The organism is Salinivibrio sp. MA440 (assembly GCF_001996265.1).
Taxonomy (GTDB): Bacteria; Pseudomonadota; Gammaproteobacteria; order Enterobacterales; family Vibrionaceae; genus Salinivibrio; species Salinivibrio costicola.
Map to the genome: position 1 here is coordinate 16,516 of NZ_MUFI01000020.1, position 16,934 is coordinate 33,449.

Below are 16,934 nucleotides of genomic sequence, written 5' to 3' on the forward strand. Positions count from 1 at the left end.
AGCGCTGCAATTAGGACGAGGTAAAAAAGCCGAGGCAAAAAAATAAACCAAGCACGAGCGCTCTCGTGCTTGGTTTTTTTTACTCAGCGGTGCCTGTTTTATCCGGCGATAAAAGCGATTAAGACCGCGCCGAGTACCAGACGATAGATAACAAAAGGAAGCATTCCCACGCGCGTGACCAATTTCAAAAACGCGTGGATACAGGCATATGCACTGACAAACGAAACCAACACGCCCACACCGATTGGCTCTAACGCAACCGGCTCAGGACTCGTTGCCAGTTGCAAACCAAGGTAGGAACCCGCCAGAGTGATGATCGGAATCGACATCAAAAACGAGAATCTTGCCGCGGCTTCGCGTGTGTAGCCCAGCATTAAGGCGGCGGTGATGGTCGCGCCAGAGCGAGATGTCCCTGGGATTAATGCCAGCGCTTGTGCGATACCAATCAACCATGCCCGCGACTGGGTGGTTTGGTATTCGTCATTGGCAAGCCGCGCGTGACGATCGGCCCACCACAATAGGGCGCCAAATACCAAGGTAGTGGCTGCGATCACCCATACCGAGCGTAAGTACAATTCTATCAAGTCTTTTAGGAACAGCCCGGCAAGACAAGCTGGGATAGTCGCTAAGACGATCATCCAAGCTAATTGACTATCGCGGCTGTGTTTTCCTGCTAAGGATGCGAAAAACGCGCCGAGCAAATTCCGGACTTCACGGCGAAAATAGCCGATGACTGCCGCCAACGTGCCCACATGCACGGCCACATCAAACGCTAACCCTTGATCGGCCCAACCAAATAACTGGGAAGGGAGGATCAGGTGCGCGGAGCTGGAAATGGGAAGAAACTCAGTCAGTCCCTGAATCAAGGCTAAAAAGAAGGCTTCGAATAGGCTCATGATGATGATTGATCCTTCAAATAGGCCGGCGTATCAATAGGCCATAGTGGTTGGTGCTGGTCAAATGCCTGCCAAAGTTGAGCGAAGGTACGACCATCTCCCGGCACCGCTTGTGTTGGACACAGTTCGGCGAGCGGCCAAAGGGTAAAAGCAAATTTATAGATATCGTTGCGGGGTAAGGTAGGGCCACTGGGTTGACAGTGATCACCAAAGATGAGTAAGTCGATATCCAAGGTACGATCGCGATACTTAATGTCATCACGCTGACGGCCATGCTGCCGTTCGATATCGCGGATGGCCTGCCAAAAGGTCTCTAATGGCTGGGCGGTATGAAGTTCGGCAATGAGATTATAAAAGTTAGGGCCTTCAAACCCGACCGGCTCGGCTTCAAAAATGCGAGAAAACCGACACTGTGGATCGAGTTGACGCAGAGCGTGAACGGCCGCTTCAATATGAAAATCGCGCTCAATGTTCGAGCCGATACTGACTAATGCTTGTGTCACCGTGTGCCTCGCTCTATAACAACGCCTACAGACTGTGCGGGCGCCACAGCGCCGGGTTTGGCGACGCGGATTTTCACCCAAGGCACGCCAAATTGAGATTGGATCAGGCTCGCAACCTCTTCGGCGACGCGCTCGATGAGTGCGCAGCGGCTGGCTTGAACGTGGGCAATAACGGCGTCACTGACGCTAGCATAATCAAGCGCAAGGGTGACGTCATCCTGTTGGGCCGCAGGGCGATTGTCGTGCGCCATTTCAATATCGAACACCAACTTTTGCTGGATGGTTTGTTCCCAATCGTAAACACCGATAGTGGTGTACACGTCGAGTTGTTCTATGAATACGGAATCCATGTTTTTTCACACTCCGTGACAGGTCGGATACCACTGTGGTAAGAAAGTTCGTATCATTGGATGTGTCCATTGACAGATGGATACGTGATACGTTCCGATCCATGATAGGTTTATCGATGAACGTGGGCGCACTATAGCAACGAATGCGGCACAAACTCTAGGGATTTCACATGACTGCACTGGCCATTGCCATCATCATCGCTGCCTACTTACTCGGCTCTGTTTCTAGTGCCGTTCTGGTTTGTCGTGCCTTTGGCTTACCCGACCCCAGAGATCAAGGGTCTAAAAATCCAGGCGCGACCAATGTTTATCGGCTCGGTGGACGGTTTGCGGCGGCACTGGTGCTGTTATGCGACATGCTCAAAGGCACGATCCCGGTGTGGCTTAGTTACTTAGTCGGGATCAATCCTTTTTTACTGGGGCTAATCGCGATTGCTGCATGCCTTGGTCATATTTATCCGGTGTTTTTTCATTTTCGAGGCGGGAAAGGGGTTGCTACCGCGCTCGGCGCAATGGCACCGATCGGGTTAAGTCTCACTGGATTGCTGGTCGCCACCTGGGGGCTAGTCTTGGTCTTAACCGGCTATTCGTCATTAAGCGCGATCGTCACCGCGATTGTCGCCCCGCTGTTTACCTGGTGGATTAAGCCGCAATTTACCATGCCCGTAGCCATGCTTTCTTGCCTGATTTTATTTCGCCATTACGACAATATCCGACGGTTATTGGATGGAGAAGAAAAGCCTGTTTTACTTCGTTGGTGGCGGCGAGAGCGATAGAGCGCGATACAAGCGCGATGCACCGAGCGAGATACCACCGTGCCTAAATCAAAAAAGACAGCCGATGGCTGCCTTTTGGGGATGATTGCACTATTTTCGCGATGGTGCGACTTATTGATTCGCCACGGGTTATCGCGTCATGTCATGAGTCTGTCTGTTCACTATCAACAGCCGCGAGTGTGTCTAGTGGCCAACGAGGCTGAGCTTTAACCCCGAGTCCCATATGCTCACCGTTTTTAAGTCGCTGCATGCCCGCGTAGGCGATCATCGCGCCATTATCGGTGCAAAATTCAGGGCGAGGATAGAATACATCGCCGCCACGTTTTTTGGTCAGCACATCGAGCTTTTCACGTAGATAACGATTAGCACTGACTCCACCGGCAACCACCAAACGATTCAGGCCACATTGGTCTAAGGCGCGTTTACACTTAATTGCCAGCGTATCGACGACTGCATCTTGGAATGCATAGGCAATGTCTGCTCGTGTTTGATCATCGGTGTCGTTGGCCGCAATGGTGTTGGCCGCAAAGGTCTTCAGGCCAGAAAAGCTGAAATCTAACCCTGGGCGGTCAGTCATCGGACGCGGAAAGGTAAAGCGGCCATGGGTGCCTTTTTCGGCGAGTTTCGACAGCAAGGGCCCTCCCGGATAGTCAAGGCCCATTAGCTTGGCGGTTTTATCAAACGCCTCACCGGCAGCATCATCAATCGATTCACCTAAAATACGGTATTGGCCAATGCCTTTCACCTCTACTAATAAGGTGTGGCCGCCTGACACCAGCAAGGCGACAAAAGGAAAAGCGGGCGGATTGTCTTCAAGCATGGGCGCGAGTAAATGACCTTCCATATGGTGAACACCCACGGCGGGCACTTGCCATGCATACGCAAGACTGCGGCCAATGGTGGATCCAACCAGTAACGCACCCACTAAACCTGGGCCGGCAGTATAGGCGATGCCATCGAGTTGGTCGGGCGTAAGGTTCGCTTGCGCCATGGCCGCTTTAATTAAGGGCAAGGTCTTTTTGATATGATCGCGTGAGGCCAGCTCGGGAACAACGCCGCCATAATCGGCATGCAGTTTTACCTGACTGTAAAGTTGGTGTGACAAAAGCCCTGCCTGATCGTCGTAGATCGCAACGCCGGTTTCGTCACAAGATGTCTCTATGCCTAAAATGCGCATCATAACCTCAGGTTAACAGCCAATAGATTGTGTATTTAAGATCATTGCCCACATGATATAATGTGATGATCGAAGCGGAGAAGAGAGGGTCAGAATAGACTGACCGTGCGCGCAATCTTACATGGCTTAGAAGTAATTCGCTAGATGCGCTTTACATTCACCCCTTCTTCGGATTAGAATTTCGCACCATTTTTAATCAAGGCTGGCCAATTGTTCGCCAGCAGTAACTGACAACCCCCGAGGTGAAAGGCACATGCCAGTAGTTAAAGTACGTGAAAACGAACCATTTGACGTAGCACTGCGTCGCTTTAAGCGCTCTTGTGAAAAAGCAGGTATTCTTTCTGAAGTTCGCCGTCGTGAGAACTATGAAAAGCCAACTACCGTTCGCAAACGCGCTAAAGCCGCTGCTCAAAAGCGTCACCTGAAAAAGTTGGCACGCGAAAACCAACGCCGCGTACGTATGTACTAATAACGATAGATTCAGGAAAATGCTATGGAATTGCTTGAACGTCTAAAAGACGCGCAAAAAACGGCGATGAAACAAAAAGACAAAGCGCGCCTCGGTACGCTTCGTCTGGTAATGGCAGCAATCAAGCAGCAAGAAGTGGATACGCGTCAGTCGCTAAGCGATGATGAAATCCTGGCTGTGTTGACCAAAAATGTAAAGCAGCGCCGTGATTCCGTAGCCCAGTACCAAGCAGCCGGTCGTGACGACCTTGCCGATGTAGAGCTTGCTGAGATCGCGGTGATAGAAGAATTTCTACCCCAGCCTCTGAGCGATGACGACGTCGACGCATTGGTGAAAGCAGCCGTTGAAACAACGGGTGCTTCGTCAATGCAAGACATGGGCAACGTCATGGGGGTATTAAAACCCCAAGTGCAGGGCCGTGCTGATATGGGGAAAGTAAGCCAGCGTGTTAAAGCGCACCTAGGCTAGATATTCCTCACTTTATAACAAGCCGTGCTTTCCATTATGGACGGCGCGGCTTGTTTGCTTCTCTCCTTATAAATTTCAGGTTATGGCAGGCAGAATCCCGCGCGCATTCATTGATGACTTGCTTTCACGTCTCGACATCGTTGAGATCATAGATGCACGGGTCAAGCTCAAGAAAAAAGGCAAAAACTATAGTGCCTGTTGCCCGTTCCATAACGAGAAAACCCCCTCATTCAGTGTGAGCCAGGATAAGCAGTTTTATCACTGCTTCGGATGTGGTGTGCACGGTAATGCGATTGACTTTATGATGGAATTCGAACGGCTCGAATTTCCGGAAGCGATCGAAGAGCTAGCCAGTGGTCTGGGTTTAGAGGTACCTCGCGAGCAATCGTCGGGTGGTTCCGCACGGCCCAGCATGCCAAGTGATGATAAGCGCCAAATCTACGAGATGATGGAAGCCATTGCGCGTACCTACAGCGGTGAATTACGCACCGATGCTGGGCAAGTGGCCATCGATTATCTCAAACAGCGCGGATTATCCGGAGAAGTGGTAAAACAGTTTGGTGTCGGGTTCGTTCCTGACCAATGGGATACGATTAAGCGACGTTTTGGGCGCAGCCAAGCCGATCAGCAGCAACTGTTAACGGCAGGGATGCTGATTGAAAATGACAATGGCCATACTTATGACCGTTTTCGTGGCCGCATTATGTTCCCGATTCGCGATCGACGTGGTCGTGTGATTGGTTTTGGTGGCCGGGTATTGGGAGATGGCACGCCTAAATACCTTAACTCACCTGAAACCCCGATCTTTCATAAAGGTCGTGAGTTGTATGGTTTGTATGAGGTGATGCAGTCTTACCGCCACCCCGAACGTATTTTGGTGGTTGAAGGCTACATGGATGTGGTGGCGTTGGCGCAATTTGGCGTTGACTATGCGGTTGCCTCATTGGGGACCTCTACCACAGGTGAACATATTCAAACCCTGTTCCGGCAAACCAGTACTATACTGTGTTGCTACGATGGTGATCGTGCCGGTCGTGATGCGGCATGGCGTGCGATGGAGCAAGCCCTGCCTTATATTCATGATGGTCGGCAGCTGAAGTTTATGTTTTTGCCCGATGGCGATGATCCTGACTCCATGATCCGCCAAGAAGGGAAAGAAGGTTTTGAGCAGCGCTTAAGCGAGGCGCAAAGCTTATCGACCTTTATGTTTAATACCTTGCTCAAGCAGGTGGATACCAGTAGCCGAGAGGGCAAAGCCAAGCTAGCTAACTTAGCCGTGCCACTGATTGAGAAAGTGCCGGGTGATACGTTGCGTCTTTATTTACGTAATACGTTAGGGCAAAAGCTCGGTATTATGGATGATCACCAGTTGGATACGCTAATCAGCCGGCAAGGACAACCTGTTAAGGTCCATGGTCAGCCTGACATTAAGCGTACACCCATGCGTGAGGTGATTGCCTTATTGGTGCAGTACCCCATGCTTGGTCAAGAAGTGCCGCCGTTACCCTCGGCAGACACCATTGATTTACCCGGGTTAGCGTTGTTAAACCCGATCCTTGAGATCTGTCGACAGCGCCCCCATATCACTACCGGCCAGTTGCTAGAGCACTGGCGGGGAACCAAACAAGAAGCCTTGTTAGCCCGTTTGGCTGGCTGGGACCTACATGTTGACGATGAAAATGCGTCAGAACTTTTTTGCGATTCACTGGATAGAATACTCGCCCAGTGTGTCGAACAACAAATAGCCAAGTTGCAAGCGAAGTCAAATACCGTCGGCTTATCAGTCGAAGAGAAGCGGGAACTGATGCTCCTTATACAGAGCCAGTCCGTTTAGAAAGTAGCCAGCAAAGGTGACATTTGTTAAAATTGGCGGTTTGCGTTTCCGCATACTAAATTCTTCACTCAGACCCGAAGTTGGATATCGTCTATGGATCAAAATCCGCAGTCACAGCTAAAGTTGCTTGTCGCAAAAGGCAAGGAGCAAGGCTATCTGACCTATGCCGAAGTTAATGACCACCTCCCGGAAGACATTGTCGATTCCGACCAAATAGAAGACATCATTCAGATGATTAATGACATGGGCATTCAAGTGGTGGAAGCCGCGCCAGATGCCGATGAGTTAATGATGTCAGAAACCGTGGCCGACGAAGATGCAGCAGAAGCCGCGGCGGCAGCTCTATCGAGTGTGGAGAGCGAGATTGGTCGCACCACGGATCCCGTTCGCATGTACATGCGTGAAATGGGGACAGTCGAGCTGTTGACCCGTGAGGGCGAGATCGATATTGCCAAGCGTATCGAAGATGGCATCAATCAGGTGCAGTGTTCGGTGGCGGAATATCCGGCCTCGATTGCTTCACTGCTTGATCAATTCGACAAAGTTGAAGCCGAAGAGCTTCGCTTAACCGACATCATTTCGGGATTTATCGATCCCGAACAGGACAATGTCGCCCCGACCGCGACCCATATCGGCTCCGAACTCAGTGAAAAAGAGCTGGATGACGAAGATGAAGACGACGACAAAGACGATAGCGACGAAGACGATGAGAGTGAGGAAGATGTCGGTATCGATCCTGAGCTCGCACGTGAAAAGTTCAGCGAATTGCGTCGTACTTATTCGGCAATGGAAACCGCGATTCAGAAGTACGGGCGTTATGACGACCGCACTAAATCATCGATCGAAGAATTGTCTGAGACATTTAAACAGTTCCGTCTGATCCCCAAACAGTTTGATCGTTTGGTAAAAGACATGCGTCAGACCATGGACAAGGTTCGCACCCAAGAGCGTTTGGTGATGCGTCTTTGTGTCGATCAGGCGAAAATGCCGAAGAAAACCTTTGTGCAACTGTTTGGCGGTAACGAGTCGTCAGATGCATGGATTGACCAAGCACTTAATTCAGGCAAGCCTTACGCAGAGCGTGTCGCACGTTACGAAGAAGATCTACGCCGTTGTGTGCAGAAGCTAAAAATTATCGAAGACGAAACTGGCCTGTCGGTCGAGCGTATCAAAGATATTAGCCGTCGCATGTCCATTGGTGAAGCGAAAGCACGCCGTGCCAAGAAAGAAATGGTTGAGGCGAACTTGCGTTTGGTGATTTCGATTGCGAAAAAATACACCAACCGTGGCTTACAATTCTTGGATCTGATTCAAGAAGGTAACATTGGCTTGATGAAAGCGGTGGATAAGTTCGAATACCGCCGTGGTTATAAATTCTCAACCTATGCTACTTGGTGGATTCGTCAGGCGATCACACGCTCGATTGCAGACCAAGCACGGACCATTCGTATTCCGGTGCATATGATTGAGACCATCAACAAGCTCAACCGTATTTCGCGCCAAATGCTGCAGGAAATGGGCCGCGAGCCGTTACCGGAAGAATTGGCAGAGCGGATGCTGATGCCAGAAGATAAAATCCGCAAAGTGCTGAAAATTGCCAAAGAGCCGATCTCGATGGAAACACCGATTGGTGATGATGAAGATTCACACTTAGGTGATTTTATCGAAGACACCACGTTGGAACTGCCTATGGATTCGGCGACGTCGAACAACCTTAAGATGGCAACCAATGATGTCTTAGCCGGTCTTACGCCACGCGAAGCGAAAGTACTGCGTATGCGCTTTGGTATTGAAATGAATACTGACCATACGCTGGAAGAAGTGGGTAAACAGTTTGATGTGACTCGTGAGCGTATTCGTCAGATTGAGGCGAAAGCGCTACGTAAACTTCGTCATCCAAGCCGCTCAGAAACACTGCGCAGCTTCTTGGACGAATAAAGTGATACCTGTTTAGCGGACAGCGGTTAAGCGTAACAGCTGTTTAGCACAGCAGCGGTTTAGTGTAATAACAAAAAGGCGAGCCAGTGGCTCGCCTTTTTTTGGGTTTATTGTCGTGATTTTTCTCGTGGACCAACCCCACACATCGTGGCCGATTAACCTTATCTGCGTTAAGTAATAAACAACGTCGCCAAGCCTAAAAAGGCAAGCAAGCCGACCACATCGGTGATGGTGGTGAGCGCCATGCCGCCCGCTAACGCCGGATCGATATTGTATTTTTTCAGCAATGTCGGTATTGCGACCCCAGCAATGCCCGCGATAAATAGGTTGACCAGCATTGCACCGGAAATAATTAACCCTAACTCAATACTGCCTTTCCAAACCACCACAATGCCACCAATAATAGCGGACCAAATCAGCCCGTTCATCAACCCCACGGTGGCTTCTTTGGCCAGTAACCAGCGGGTGTTGGAATCACCGATATGGCCGACGGCAAGCCCTCGGATCACCAGTGCGACCGTTTGGTTACCCGCTACACCACCCATAGAAGGGACGATGGTCATTAAAACGGCGATTGCCGCCATTTTATCCAGGGTGCCTTCAAACATATTAGAGACGGACGCCGCGGTTAGGGCGGCGAGCACATTGATCCCAAGCCAAATGCTACGACGACGTGCACTTTTAAAAGCCGGTGCAAAGGTGTCTTCCTCGTCATCCAAGCCTGCCATACTCATCATCGAATGCTCGGCATCTTCACGAATAATATCGACGACATCATCAATGGTAATCCGACCGACGAGGTGATTACGCTCGTCGACAACAGGGGCGGAAACCCAGTTACGACGCTCAAACAAATGGGCGACATCGCCATCATCCATGGTGACGCTGATCGCTTCATCAGGATCCTCCATGATGTCAGCAATGGCGACATCCGGCTGATTCACCAAGAGGGCACTGATAGGCAAATTACCGATTAATCGGCCATTGGGATCAATTACGTACAAGGTATCGGTGGTATCGGGTAACTCACCGCGCATGCGCAAATAGCGTAAGACCACGTCCACGGTGACATCATCACGAATAGTGACGACGTCGGTGTTCATGATCCCGCCTGCAGACTCCTCAGGATAGGAAAGGGCTTGTTGCACCCGCGTCCTATCTTGGGCATCCATTTGCGCTAGCACATCTTGAGAAACGTCCTGAGGCAAGCTACGCAGCAAGTAGGCGACATCATCGGTCTCCATGCCCTCGGTGGCTGCCGCAAGCTGATCGGGCGCCATCCGCACCATGATGCCGTCTTTAACGTCCTCCGAGAGCTCATCAAGGATTTCCCCCTGATCCTCTGGATCGGTTAATTGCCACAGAACAAGACGCCCTTTTGGCGGCGATGCTTCTAGCAGGTGGGCGGTATCTTCCGGCTCCATGTCCTCAAGCATGCGACGTACGCGTACGAACATCCCTTGCTCAAGGAGTTGAGTGACTTCTTGGAGACGTTGGTGGGTTTGGTTACTTTGTTCTTGTTCTGTTGACTCTGCCATCGGTCACTCCCCCAAATGCAATGACTAAAATTCTAACCCAATCAGGGGTGTCTGTCTCATGACAAATCGGTTGAAGGCGGGAATTGTGGGCAATGAACGCACAGGCTTACGTCGTGGCGTGAGAGGTGACCGTGTCTTCGTCAAATCCCGCATCAAATAACGCTTTGACTGCATCTAGGGCTAACGCTGACTGAGGGCCATCGGCCGACACTGTGATCGTTTCGCCTTGTGCTGATTCGAGCATCAGCATCGCCATCACACTGTCTGCATTAGCGGACTTAGTGTCGGTTTGTAGGGTGACTTGCGCATCATAGTCTTGCACTAACTCAACCAGCTTTATCGCGGCGCGGGCATGGAGGCCAAGGCGATTACGGACACAGACCTGTGCTGACAAGGCGGTCATCCTTGTTGCTCCAACGTGCGATGACGGATTTGCACCTGTTCGCCTAACTCATGAAAATAATCAGATAAATACTGGGCAACATAGACAGAGCGATGTTTACCACCGGTACAGCCGATTGCTACGGTCACATAACTGCGGTTGTTATTTTTAAGCGCCGGGAGCCAAGACTCTAAAAAGCCCTTAATTTGCGCGATCACCATTGCGACATCTGGCTGAGCGGCAAGAAACATGCGGACGGGTTTTTCTAAGCCAGTATGGGGTCGTAACGTGGGCTCCCAATGCGGGTTGGGTAAAAAGCGAACATCAAACACATAATCGGCATCGGCGGGCAAGCCATGCTTGAAGCCGAACGATTCAAATACCATGACAAGATCGCTGCTGGTGCGGCCAAGCACCAAGGCACGCACAGATTCACTCAAATCGTGGATAGAGAGCCCGGATGTGTTGATAACGCGATCGGCATGAGCTTTTATCGGTGCCATCTGTTGCTTTTCGGCTTGGATCGCTTGCTCAAGTGACAAATTATGTCGCGATAACGGATGCAAACGCCGTGTTTCACTGAATCGTTTGATCAGATCCTTGTCATCCGCATCCAAATAATAAAGTGTCACATCGCAGACTTGTCGTAATGCCTCTAAGGTATCCGCGATCGGCTCTTTCGCATTCGGAAGGTTACGGATATCTAAACTCACCGCGATTTTGGCGTCGGCGTCATCTTGTGACACGACAAAGTCACGCAGTAAGTTAACGGGTAAATTGTCGACGCAATAGTAGCCAAGATCCTCGAGTACCCTTAGCGCCACTGACTTGCCTGAGCCAGAGCGGCCACTGACAATTTTTAGCATCATAATGTTCCCCGTTAGCCTGATGGCTTATTGCGTAATAATGTTGTAGAGCTCTTGGTCTGAGTCAGCACTGCGAAGTTGACGACATAGCTGTTTATCGTTCAGCTTCTCCGCAATGCTCGAAAGGGTTTGTAAGTGCACCTTACATTGCTCATCGGGTACCAGTAACGCGAATAGCAAATCCACCGGACGTTTATCGACTGCATCAAACTCGATAGGTTCCGCACATTGCAACAACACCCCGATAGCCTGTTGGCTCTCAAGTGTTCGCCCATGTGGGATAGCAATCCCCGCGCCAATGCCTGTGGTGCCGAGTTTTTCACGGCTTAGCATGCATTCAAACAATTTTTGCGCGTTAGTGCCCAGTTTATCCGCAGCAACCTGACTAATAATTTCCAGGGCGCGTTTTTTGCTGGAGCAGTGGACAGCACTACGCGTGCAGTCCACTGAAAGTACATCTTTAAGTTCCATAGCCTAATGCTGTTTGAGCTTTTCTTTGTGTTTACTCAGTTGTTTAACCAGTTTATCGGTCAACCCGTCAATGGCCGCATACATGTCTTGCGACTGTGCTTTCGCATGGAGCTCGCCGTTATTTACATGGAGCGTTGCCTCTGCGATTTGGTCAAGCTTTTGAACATTCAGTACAACATGGACATTGTTAATGTGCTCGAAAAAGCGCTCGAGTTTAGCAAATTTGGTTTCCACATACTCGCGCAATGGTGGCGTGATGTCGACAGACTGTCCAGTCAGGTTGATTTGCATACACATTTTCCTTCTGTTGAGGCGCCTACAATAGACGCTTGCGCTGGTTTGACGGCGCAATGCCAAGTGACTCTCGGTACTTGGCAATGGTCCGTCTTGCAACTTTAATACCTTGCTCGGCCAGCAATGCGGCAATCTTGCTATCACTGAGTGGCTTGTTTGCCGGCTCGTCAGCGACCAATTTTTTTATGAAGGCGCGAATCGCCGTCGATGAGCATTCACCGCCATTGTCGGTGCTCACATGGCTGGAGAAAAAGTATTTCAGCTCGAAAATACCGCGAGGCGTATGCATATACTTTTGTGTGGTGACACGGGAAATGGTCGACTCATGCATATCCACATCAAGGGCAATATCATTCAAGACCATGGGCTTCATGGCCTCCTCGCCGTATTCAAAAAAGTCATGTTGGTGCTCAACGATACAGCGCGTCACCTTAAGTAAGGTGTCATTGCGGCTTTCCAAGCTCTTAATCAGCCATTTTGCTTCTTGTAAGTGTGAACGAATAAATTGGCCATCAGATGCACTGCAGCCATTGCGTCCGTAAGCGGCATATTGCTCGTTCACTTTCAGTTTAGGCACACTATCTGGGTTAATTTGTACCACCCATTGGCCTTGGTGTTTAAACACGGATACATCAGGGACCACGTACTCAGCTTCGTTGGTGACAATTAAGTTACCCGGGCGAGGCTCTAAACTGTGGATGAGCTGCATCACCGCTTTAAGCTCCGGCTCTTTTAGACGGGTTTCTCGCATGAGTTGGCGATAATCGCGATTGGCAAGTAAGTCCATATGCTCGGTCAAGACCTTGCGCGCGTCTGCCAGCCAGGGCGTATTGTCATCATAGGTGGCCAGTTGCAGCATTAAACATTCTTGCAGTGAACGCGCCGCAATCCCCAGAGGATCAAAGTGCTGGACACGTTTAAGCACCGCTTCAACTTCATCCAGTTCAATATCATCACTGCCGAGGCTATCTAAAATATCCTCGGTACTGACTGAGAGATAGCCTTGGTCATCCACCGCATCAATGATAGCCATGGCAATCACGTGATCGTTTTCGGAAAATGGCGTGAGCTCAAGCTGCCATTTTAAATAGTCATATAGCGTCTGCGTGGTTTCCCCTTGATAAACGGGCTGATCATCATATCCACCCACACCGGTATTGCCGGTGCCAGCAGAGTATAAGTGGTCCCATGTCGTATCAACTGGGAGATCATCCGGCATTTCGTTTTTTTCGAACGCATCGGATGTTTCCATGGTATCGGCACTGGCGGTTGCCGTTTCTTGTGAGGCCGCATGCTGATCGTGCTGACTATCACTTTGATCCGTGTCTTGCTCTTGGCCTTCGTCATGTTCCAATAGAGGGTTGGATTCCAACGCTTCTTGGATCTCTTGTTGCAAATCCAACGTCGACAGCTGCAACAGACGAATCGCCTGTTGCAGTTGTGGTGTCATTGCGAGTTGTTGTCCAAGCTTAAGCTGAAGCGTGGGTTTCATAGAGGCTTTACACCTTTCCTTTTTCAACGACCAAAGAGGTTAAAAACGCTTGCTCTGGTCGACAGAGCAAGCGCTTTATTTAACTATAGCCTTGATTGGCATTTTTTAGCGTGAGCCGATCCTACAATTTGAACTGATCGCCCAAGTAAACCCGTTTAACGTGATCATCATTGAGCACCTCATCAGGCGTGCCGTGTGCAATCAAGTGACCTTGGCTGACAATGTAAGCGTGCTCACAGACACTGAGCGTCTCGCGTACATTGTGATCAGTGATGAGCACACCGAGACCACGGTCACGTAAGTGTTCAATGATTTTTTTTATATCGATAACCGAAATCGGATCAACCCCAGCGAAGGGCTCATCAAGCAAAATAAATTTAGGGTTCGCGGCGAGGGCGCGCGCAATTTCAACCCGTCGGCGTTCGCCCCCAGAAAGCGCCATGCCTAAGCTGTCACGAATATGTTGGATATTAAACTCGTCCAACAAGTCTTCGGCTTTGTCCTGACGTTCTTCTTTAGTCAAGGATTTACGCGTTTGTAGCACCGCCATGAGATTATCGTAGACGCTGAGTTTACGAAATATCGACGCTTCTTGCGGTAAGTAACCGATCCCCAAGCGAGAGCGATTGTGCATGGGTTGAATGCTGATGTCTTTATCATCGATATAAATCGCCCCCTCATCACGGGCCACTAAGCCCACAATCATATAAAATGAGGTGGTTTTTCCCGCACCATTCGGGCCAAGCAGACCGACGATTTCACCGGATTTCACTTCCAAGCTTACATCGGCGACGACCTTTCGCCCTTTATAACTTTTTGCCAAGTTGGCCGCTGTCAGTGTTGCCATGTGGCCTCTTATTCCGCGTCTGACTCAGATGAATCGTTATTGGATGAATTTTTTTTACTTGTCGGCTGTAAAATCGTGGTGACCCGTTTGTTGCTATCACTCTCGGCAACCAATTGTTGTTTGTCGATTTCGTAGGTGATCACATTGCCCTCTACCTGGTTGCCACTTTGCTCGAGCATCGCATTGGTCGACATTTTGAGATATTCATTACCGACTTCATAACGCAGTTTGTTCGCTTCGCCATGAATCTGTTTGCCGTCATCCATGGTTTGCTCAAAGGTTGCCGGTTTACCATAGGCTTCGATGGTTTCACTGCCATCTTTCCCCTCCGGGCGGATAACGATCAGTTTATCGGCCAAGATTTTAATGCTGCCTTGGGTGAGCACGACATCTTGTGTGAAGGTCACCGTACTGGTGGCCATGTCCAAATGCTGACTTTCAGATTGAATGTGAATAGGTTGCTCGGTGTCGCTACTCAGCGCTAGTGAGTAGTGCGAAAATAGCAACATCGCACCTGCTAGTGCTTTAACGAGGGGTCGTTTCATATCGGCCTTTAACATCGTCTAACAATTCCATCTGGTGGCTACCGAAGTTGCCCTTCACGCGTTTTCCTGTGGTTTGAAAACGGGTGCCCGTGATGGTGGTAGGACTATCGGACCAAAAATCTCGTGTTGTGAGGTTTAAGGTCACAGAGTCGGTGGTTACCGAATCAATTTGTGCATTCGGCAGTAAATTAAAAATACGGACATTGCCCGTCATAGTGAGCAGGTGCTCGTCCGATAAAACGGCGTAGTTTGCGCTCACACGCCACTCTTCATCTTGGCCGTCTTGGTAGGTCCAAAGTACAGGCTCATTAAAATGGGTCTCATCGATTTTGGCGTAGTGCTCAAGATGCTTGGCTTCAACGGTATAACTACGCACACCGTCGGCAGTATACTGCACCGTTTCAATGTCTTCGCCGGTAAACAAAGGCTTTTCTGCATCAGGGGTGACCTGTTGTACCTTTTGCCAACGGTGCTGGGCCAATAGGTAATAGCCGCTGAGTGCACAAAGCACGATCAGCAGAAGCAGGCCTAGCCGCCGAGTCATACACTCAAACCTTTGTGTTGATCGAGCTCGCCACGGGCTTCTAGCAGCAAATCACAGACCTCTCTCACCGCGCCAAACCCACCACCAATGTGGGTGACATGATCAGCACGCGATTTTAGCAGTGGGTGGCCATCTGCGACGCAACAAGACAGCCCCACTTTTTCCATCACTGGCCAGTCAATCAAATCGTCACCAATATAAGCTGTGTGTGCGGGAAGTACATCACAGTGCGAACACAAATCTTGGTACGCGGCTAACTTGTCGCTTTGGCCTTGATACACATGTTTGACACCCAGTGCGCGCATTCGGTTCTCAACGATCTGAGATTGGCGGCCTGTAATGACAGCAACTTCAATCCCGGCGTTCATCAATGATTTTATGCCGTAGCCGTCGCGGGTATGGAATGCTTTGAGCTCTTCGCCTTGATTGCCCATATAGACGCGACCATCAGAAAAAACCCCATCAATATCACAGATGAGTAATTGAATGGCAGCGGCACGCTGGAATACATCGGCGGCGATAGGGCCGTACAGCGTTTCAATTACGGTAGAGGCCATTAGATCACTCCGGCTTTTAAAAGGTCATGCATGTTAAGGGCGCCAAGCAGCTGGCCGTCTTTGGCAACCAACAGCCCGTTAATTTTTCGCTCTTCCATGAGTTTAAGTCCTTCTGCCGCGAGCAACTCCGGCTCAATCGTCACCGGGCCTTTTGACATCACCGAGCCAATGGTGGTGGTATGCAAATCAATCCGCATATCTAACAAGCGGCGTAAGTCACCATCGGTAAAAATGCCGGTCAGCTGTTGTCCAGCATCGACAATAGCGGTCATTCCCAAGCCCTTTTCAGACACTTCTAATAAAGCATCGCGCACGGTGGCTGTTTCGGGCACCACGGGTAAACGCGCGCCTTGATGCATCAAATCACTAATGCGCAGTAACAGCTTGCGTCCTAATGCACCGCCCGGGTGCGAAAGCGCAAAGTCATTCGCGGTAAAGCCCCTTGCTTGCATCAAGGCCATGGCAAGGGCATCGCCCATTACTAAGGTGGCAGTGGTGCTCGAGGTAGGAGCTAATGCCAGTGGGCAGGCTTCTTGCGGGACATGAATGTTGAGATTCACTTTTGCTAACTGCCCCATGCTAGATTGCGCATTGCCCGTCATACAGACCAACGGAATGCCCAAGCGTTTAATCACGGGTAGCAAGGTTAATATCTCACCGGCCTCGCCGGAATTAGAGATCGCGAGCACCACATCGCCTTGGTTGATCATACCTAAATCACCATGGCTTGCTTCGCCAGGATGGACAAAAAACGCAGGCGTTCCAGTGCTGGCGAGGGTGGCGGCAATTTTTTTGCCAATATGGCCTGACTTACCCATTCCCATCACCACCACTTTGCCGGTGGCGTTTAGCATCAGCTGGCAAGCCGCCTCAAAACGATCATCAATGGCGGCTTTTAATTGTGCAATCGCGTCTTGCTCAATGTTAAGGACATCCAGCCCGGCGCGGCGAAAGTCAAAACTGTATTCACTCATTGTACTGTGTCCG

The 16,934-nt window shown here is 50.2% G+C and carries 20 protein-coding genes; 5 read left to right on the forward strand and 15 right to left on the reverse strand.

Annotation, left to right across the window (positions count from 1 at the left end):
* Nucleotides 1-98: 98 nt before the first annotated feature.
* The 3 genes from BZG80_RS08020 to folB are packed head-to-tail and all read right to left on the reverse strand — an operon-like array spanning nt 99 to nt 1,749.
* A complete protein-coding gene (locus BZG80_RS08020; protein ID WP_077679102.1) occupies nt 99-896 on the reverse strand; it encodes an undecaprenyl-diphosphate phosphatase in 798 nt (265 codons plus the stop codon).
* Nucleotides 893-1,399, reverse strand: a complete 507-nt coding sequence (folK, locus tag BZG80_RS08025; RefSeq protein WP_021022689.1) for a 2-amino-4-hydroxy-6-hydroxymethyldihydropteridine diphosphokinase — start codon at nt 1,397-1,399, stop codon at nt 893-895. The genes BZG80_RS08020 and folK overlap by 4 nt, the downstream gene beginning before the upstream one ends.
* Nucleotides 1,396-1,749, reverse strand: coding sequence for a dihydroneopterin aldolase (folB, locus tag BZG80_RS08030; RefSeq protein WP_021022688.1), 354 nt, complete (start codon nt 1,747-1,749; stop codon nt 1,396-1,398). The genes folK and folB overlap by 4 nt, the downstream gene beginning before the upstream one ends.
* A 170-nt stretch (nt 1,750-1,919) precedes the next feature.
* On the opposite strand from folB, the gene plsY reads away from it, so the two are divergent.
* Nucleotides 1,920-2,525 (forward strand): glycerol-3-phosphate 1-O-acyltransferase PlsY, encoded by a 606-nt coding sequence (gene plsY, locus BZG80_RS08035; protein ID WP_077676588.1) that lies wholly within the window; start codon nt 1,920-1,922, stop codon nt 2,523-2,525.
* A gap of 142 nt (nt 2,526-2,667) precedes the next feature.
* On the opposite strand, the gene tsaD is transcribed toward plsY, so the two are convergent.
* A complete protein-coding gene (gene tsaD / locus BZG80_RS08040; protein WP_077679103.1) occupies nt 2,668-3,702 on the reverse strand; it encodes a tRNA (adenosine(37)-N6)-threonylcarbamoyltransferase complex transferase subunit TsaD in 1,035 nt (344 codons plus the stop codon).
* Between the two features lie 253 nt (nt 3,703-3,955).
* On the opposite strand from tsaD, the gene rpsU reads away from it, so the two are divergent.
* The 4 genes from rpsU to rpoD all read left to right on the forward strand — a co-directional run bounded on the left by rpsU (nt 3,956) and on the right by rpoD (nt 8,411).
* The gene (rpsU, locus tag BZG80_RS08045) at nt 3,956-4,171 is read left to right on the forward strand and encodes a 30S ribosomal protein S21 (RefSeq protein WP_021022685.1); all 216 of its coding nucleotides are present in this window, start codon (nt 3,956-3,958) and stop codon (nt 4,169-4,171) included.
* A gap of 24 nt (nt 4,172-4,195) precedes the next feature.
* Nucleotides 4,196-4,639, forward strand: coding sequence for a GatB/YqeY domain-containing protein (locus BZG80_RS08050; RefSeq protein WP_021022684.1), 444 nt, complete (start codon nt 4,196-4,198; stop codon nt 4,637-4,639).
* 82 nt (nt 4,640-4,721) lie between these two features.
* The gene (gene dnaG / locus BZG80_RS08055; protein ID WP_021022683.1) at nt 4,722-6,473 is read left to right on the forward strand and encodes a DNA primase; all 1,752 of its coding nucleotides are present in this window, start codon (nt 4,722-4,724) and stop codon (nt 6,471-6,473) included.
* A gap of 93 nt (nt 6,474-6,566) precedes the next feature.
* Nucleotides 6,567-8,411 (forward strand): RNA polymerase sigma factor RpoD, encoded by a 1,845-nt coding sequence (rpoD, locus tag BZG80_RS08060; protein WP_077576240.1) that lies wholly within the window; start codon nt 6,567-6,569, stop codon nt 8,409-8,411.
* A 170-nt stretch (nt 8,412-8,581) separates the two neighbouring features.
* On the opposite strand, the gene mgtE is transcribed toward rpoD, so the two are convergent.
* The 11 genes from mgtE to BZG80_RS08115 all read right to left on the reverse strand — a co-directional run bounded on the left by mgtE (nt 8,582) and on the right by BZG80_RS08115 (nt 16,921).
* Complete coding sequence (mgtE, locus tag BZG80_RS08065; protein ID WP_021022681.1) at nt 8,582-9,949, reverse strand: magnesium transporter; 1,368 nt, start codon at nt 9,947-9,949, stop codon at nt 8,582-8,584.
* Between the two features lie 106 nt (nt 9,950-10,055).
* Complete coding sequence (locus BZG80_RS08070) at nt 10,056-10,352, reverse strand: HPr family phosphocarrier protein (protein ID WP_077459902.1); 297 nt, start codon at nt 10,350-10,352, stop codon at nt 10,056-10,058.
* Complete coding sequence (gene rapZ, locus BZG80_RS08075) at nt 10,349-11,200, reverse strand: RNase adapter RapZ (protein WP_077459901.1); 852 nt, start codon at nt 11,198-11,200, stop codon at nt 10,349-10,351. The genes BZG80_RS08070 and rapZ overlap by 4 nt, the downstream gene beginning before the upstream one ends.
* Nucleotides 11,201-11,224: 24 nt before the next feature.
* Entirely contained in the window at nt 11,225-11,668 is a 444-nt protein-coding gene (ptsN, locus tag BZG80_RS08080) for a PTS IIA-like nitrogen regulatory protein PtsN (protein ID WP_077645737.1), read from the reverse strand.
* 3 nt (nt 11,669-11,671) lie between these two features.
* The gene (gene hpf, locus BZG80_RS08085) at nt 11,672-11,959 is read right to left on the reverse strand and encodes a ribosome hibernation promoting factor (RefSeq protein WP_021022677.1); all 288 of its coding nucleotides are present in this window, start codon (nt 11,957-11,959) and stop codon (nt 11,672-11,674) included.
* A 25-nt stretch (nt 11,960-11,984) separates the two neighbouring features.
* The gene (locus BZG80_RS08090; protein ID WP_021022676.1) at nt 11,985-13,454 is read right to left on the reverse strand and encodes an RNA polymerase factor sigma-54; all 1,470 of its coding nucleotides are present in this window, start codon (nt 13,452-13,454) and stop codon (nt 11,985-11,987) included.
* 121 nt (nt 13,455-13,575) lie between these two features.
* Nucleotides 13,576-14,301: an LPS export ABC transporter ATP-binding protein gene (gene lptB / locus BZG80_RS08095; protein WP_021022675.1), complete on the reverse strand. Its 726-nt coding sequence runs from the start codon at nt 14,299-14,301 to the stop codon at nt 13,576-13,578.
* An 8-nt stretch (nt 14,302-14,309) separates the two neighbouring features.
* Entirely contained in the window at nt 14,310-14,846 is a 537-nt protein-coding gene (lptA, locus tag BZG80_RS08100) for a lipopolysaccharide transport periplasmic protein LptA (RefSeq protein WP_077679113.1), read from the reverse strand.
* Nucleotides 14,827-15,390: an LPS export ABC transporter periplasmic protein LptC gene (gene lptC, locus BZG80_RS08105; RefSeq protein ID WP_077459898.1), complete on the reverse strand. Its 564-nt coding sequence runs from the start codon at nt 15,388-15,390 to the stop codon at nt 14,827-14,829. The genes lptA and lptC overlap by 20 nt, the downstream gene beginning before the upstream one ends.
* Complete coding sequence (gene kdsC, locus BZG80_RS08110) at nt 15,387-15,947, reverse strand: 3-deoxy-manno-octulosonate-8-phosphatase KdsC (RefSeq protein WP_077576237.1); 561 nt, start codon at nt 15,945-15,947, stop codon at nt 15,387-15,389. Before kdsC ends, lptC begins: the two co-directional genes overlap by 4 nt.
* Nucleotides 15,947-16,921, reverse strand: a complete 975-nt coding sequence (locus BZG80_RS08115; protein ID WP_077576235.1) for a KpsF/GutQ family sugar-phosphate isomerase — start codon at nt 16,919-16,921, stop codon at nt 15,947-15,949. The genes kdsC and BZG80_RS08115 overlap by 1 nt, the downstream gene beginning before the upstream one ends.
* Between the last annotated feature and the right edge of the window lie 13 nt (nt 16,922-16,934).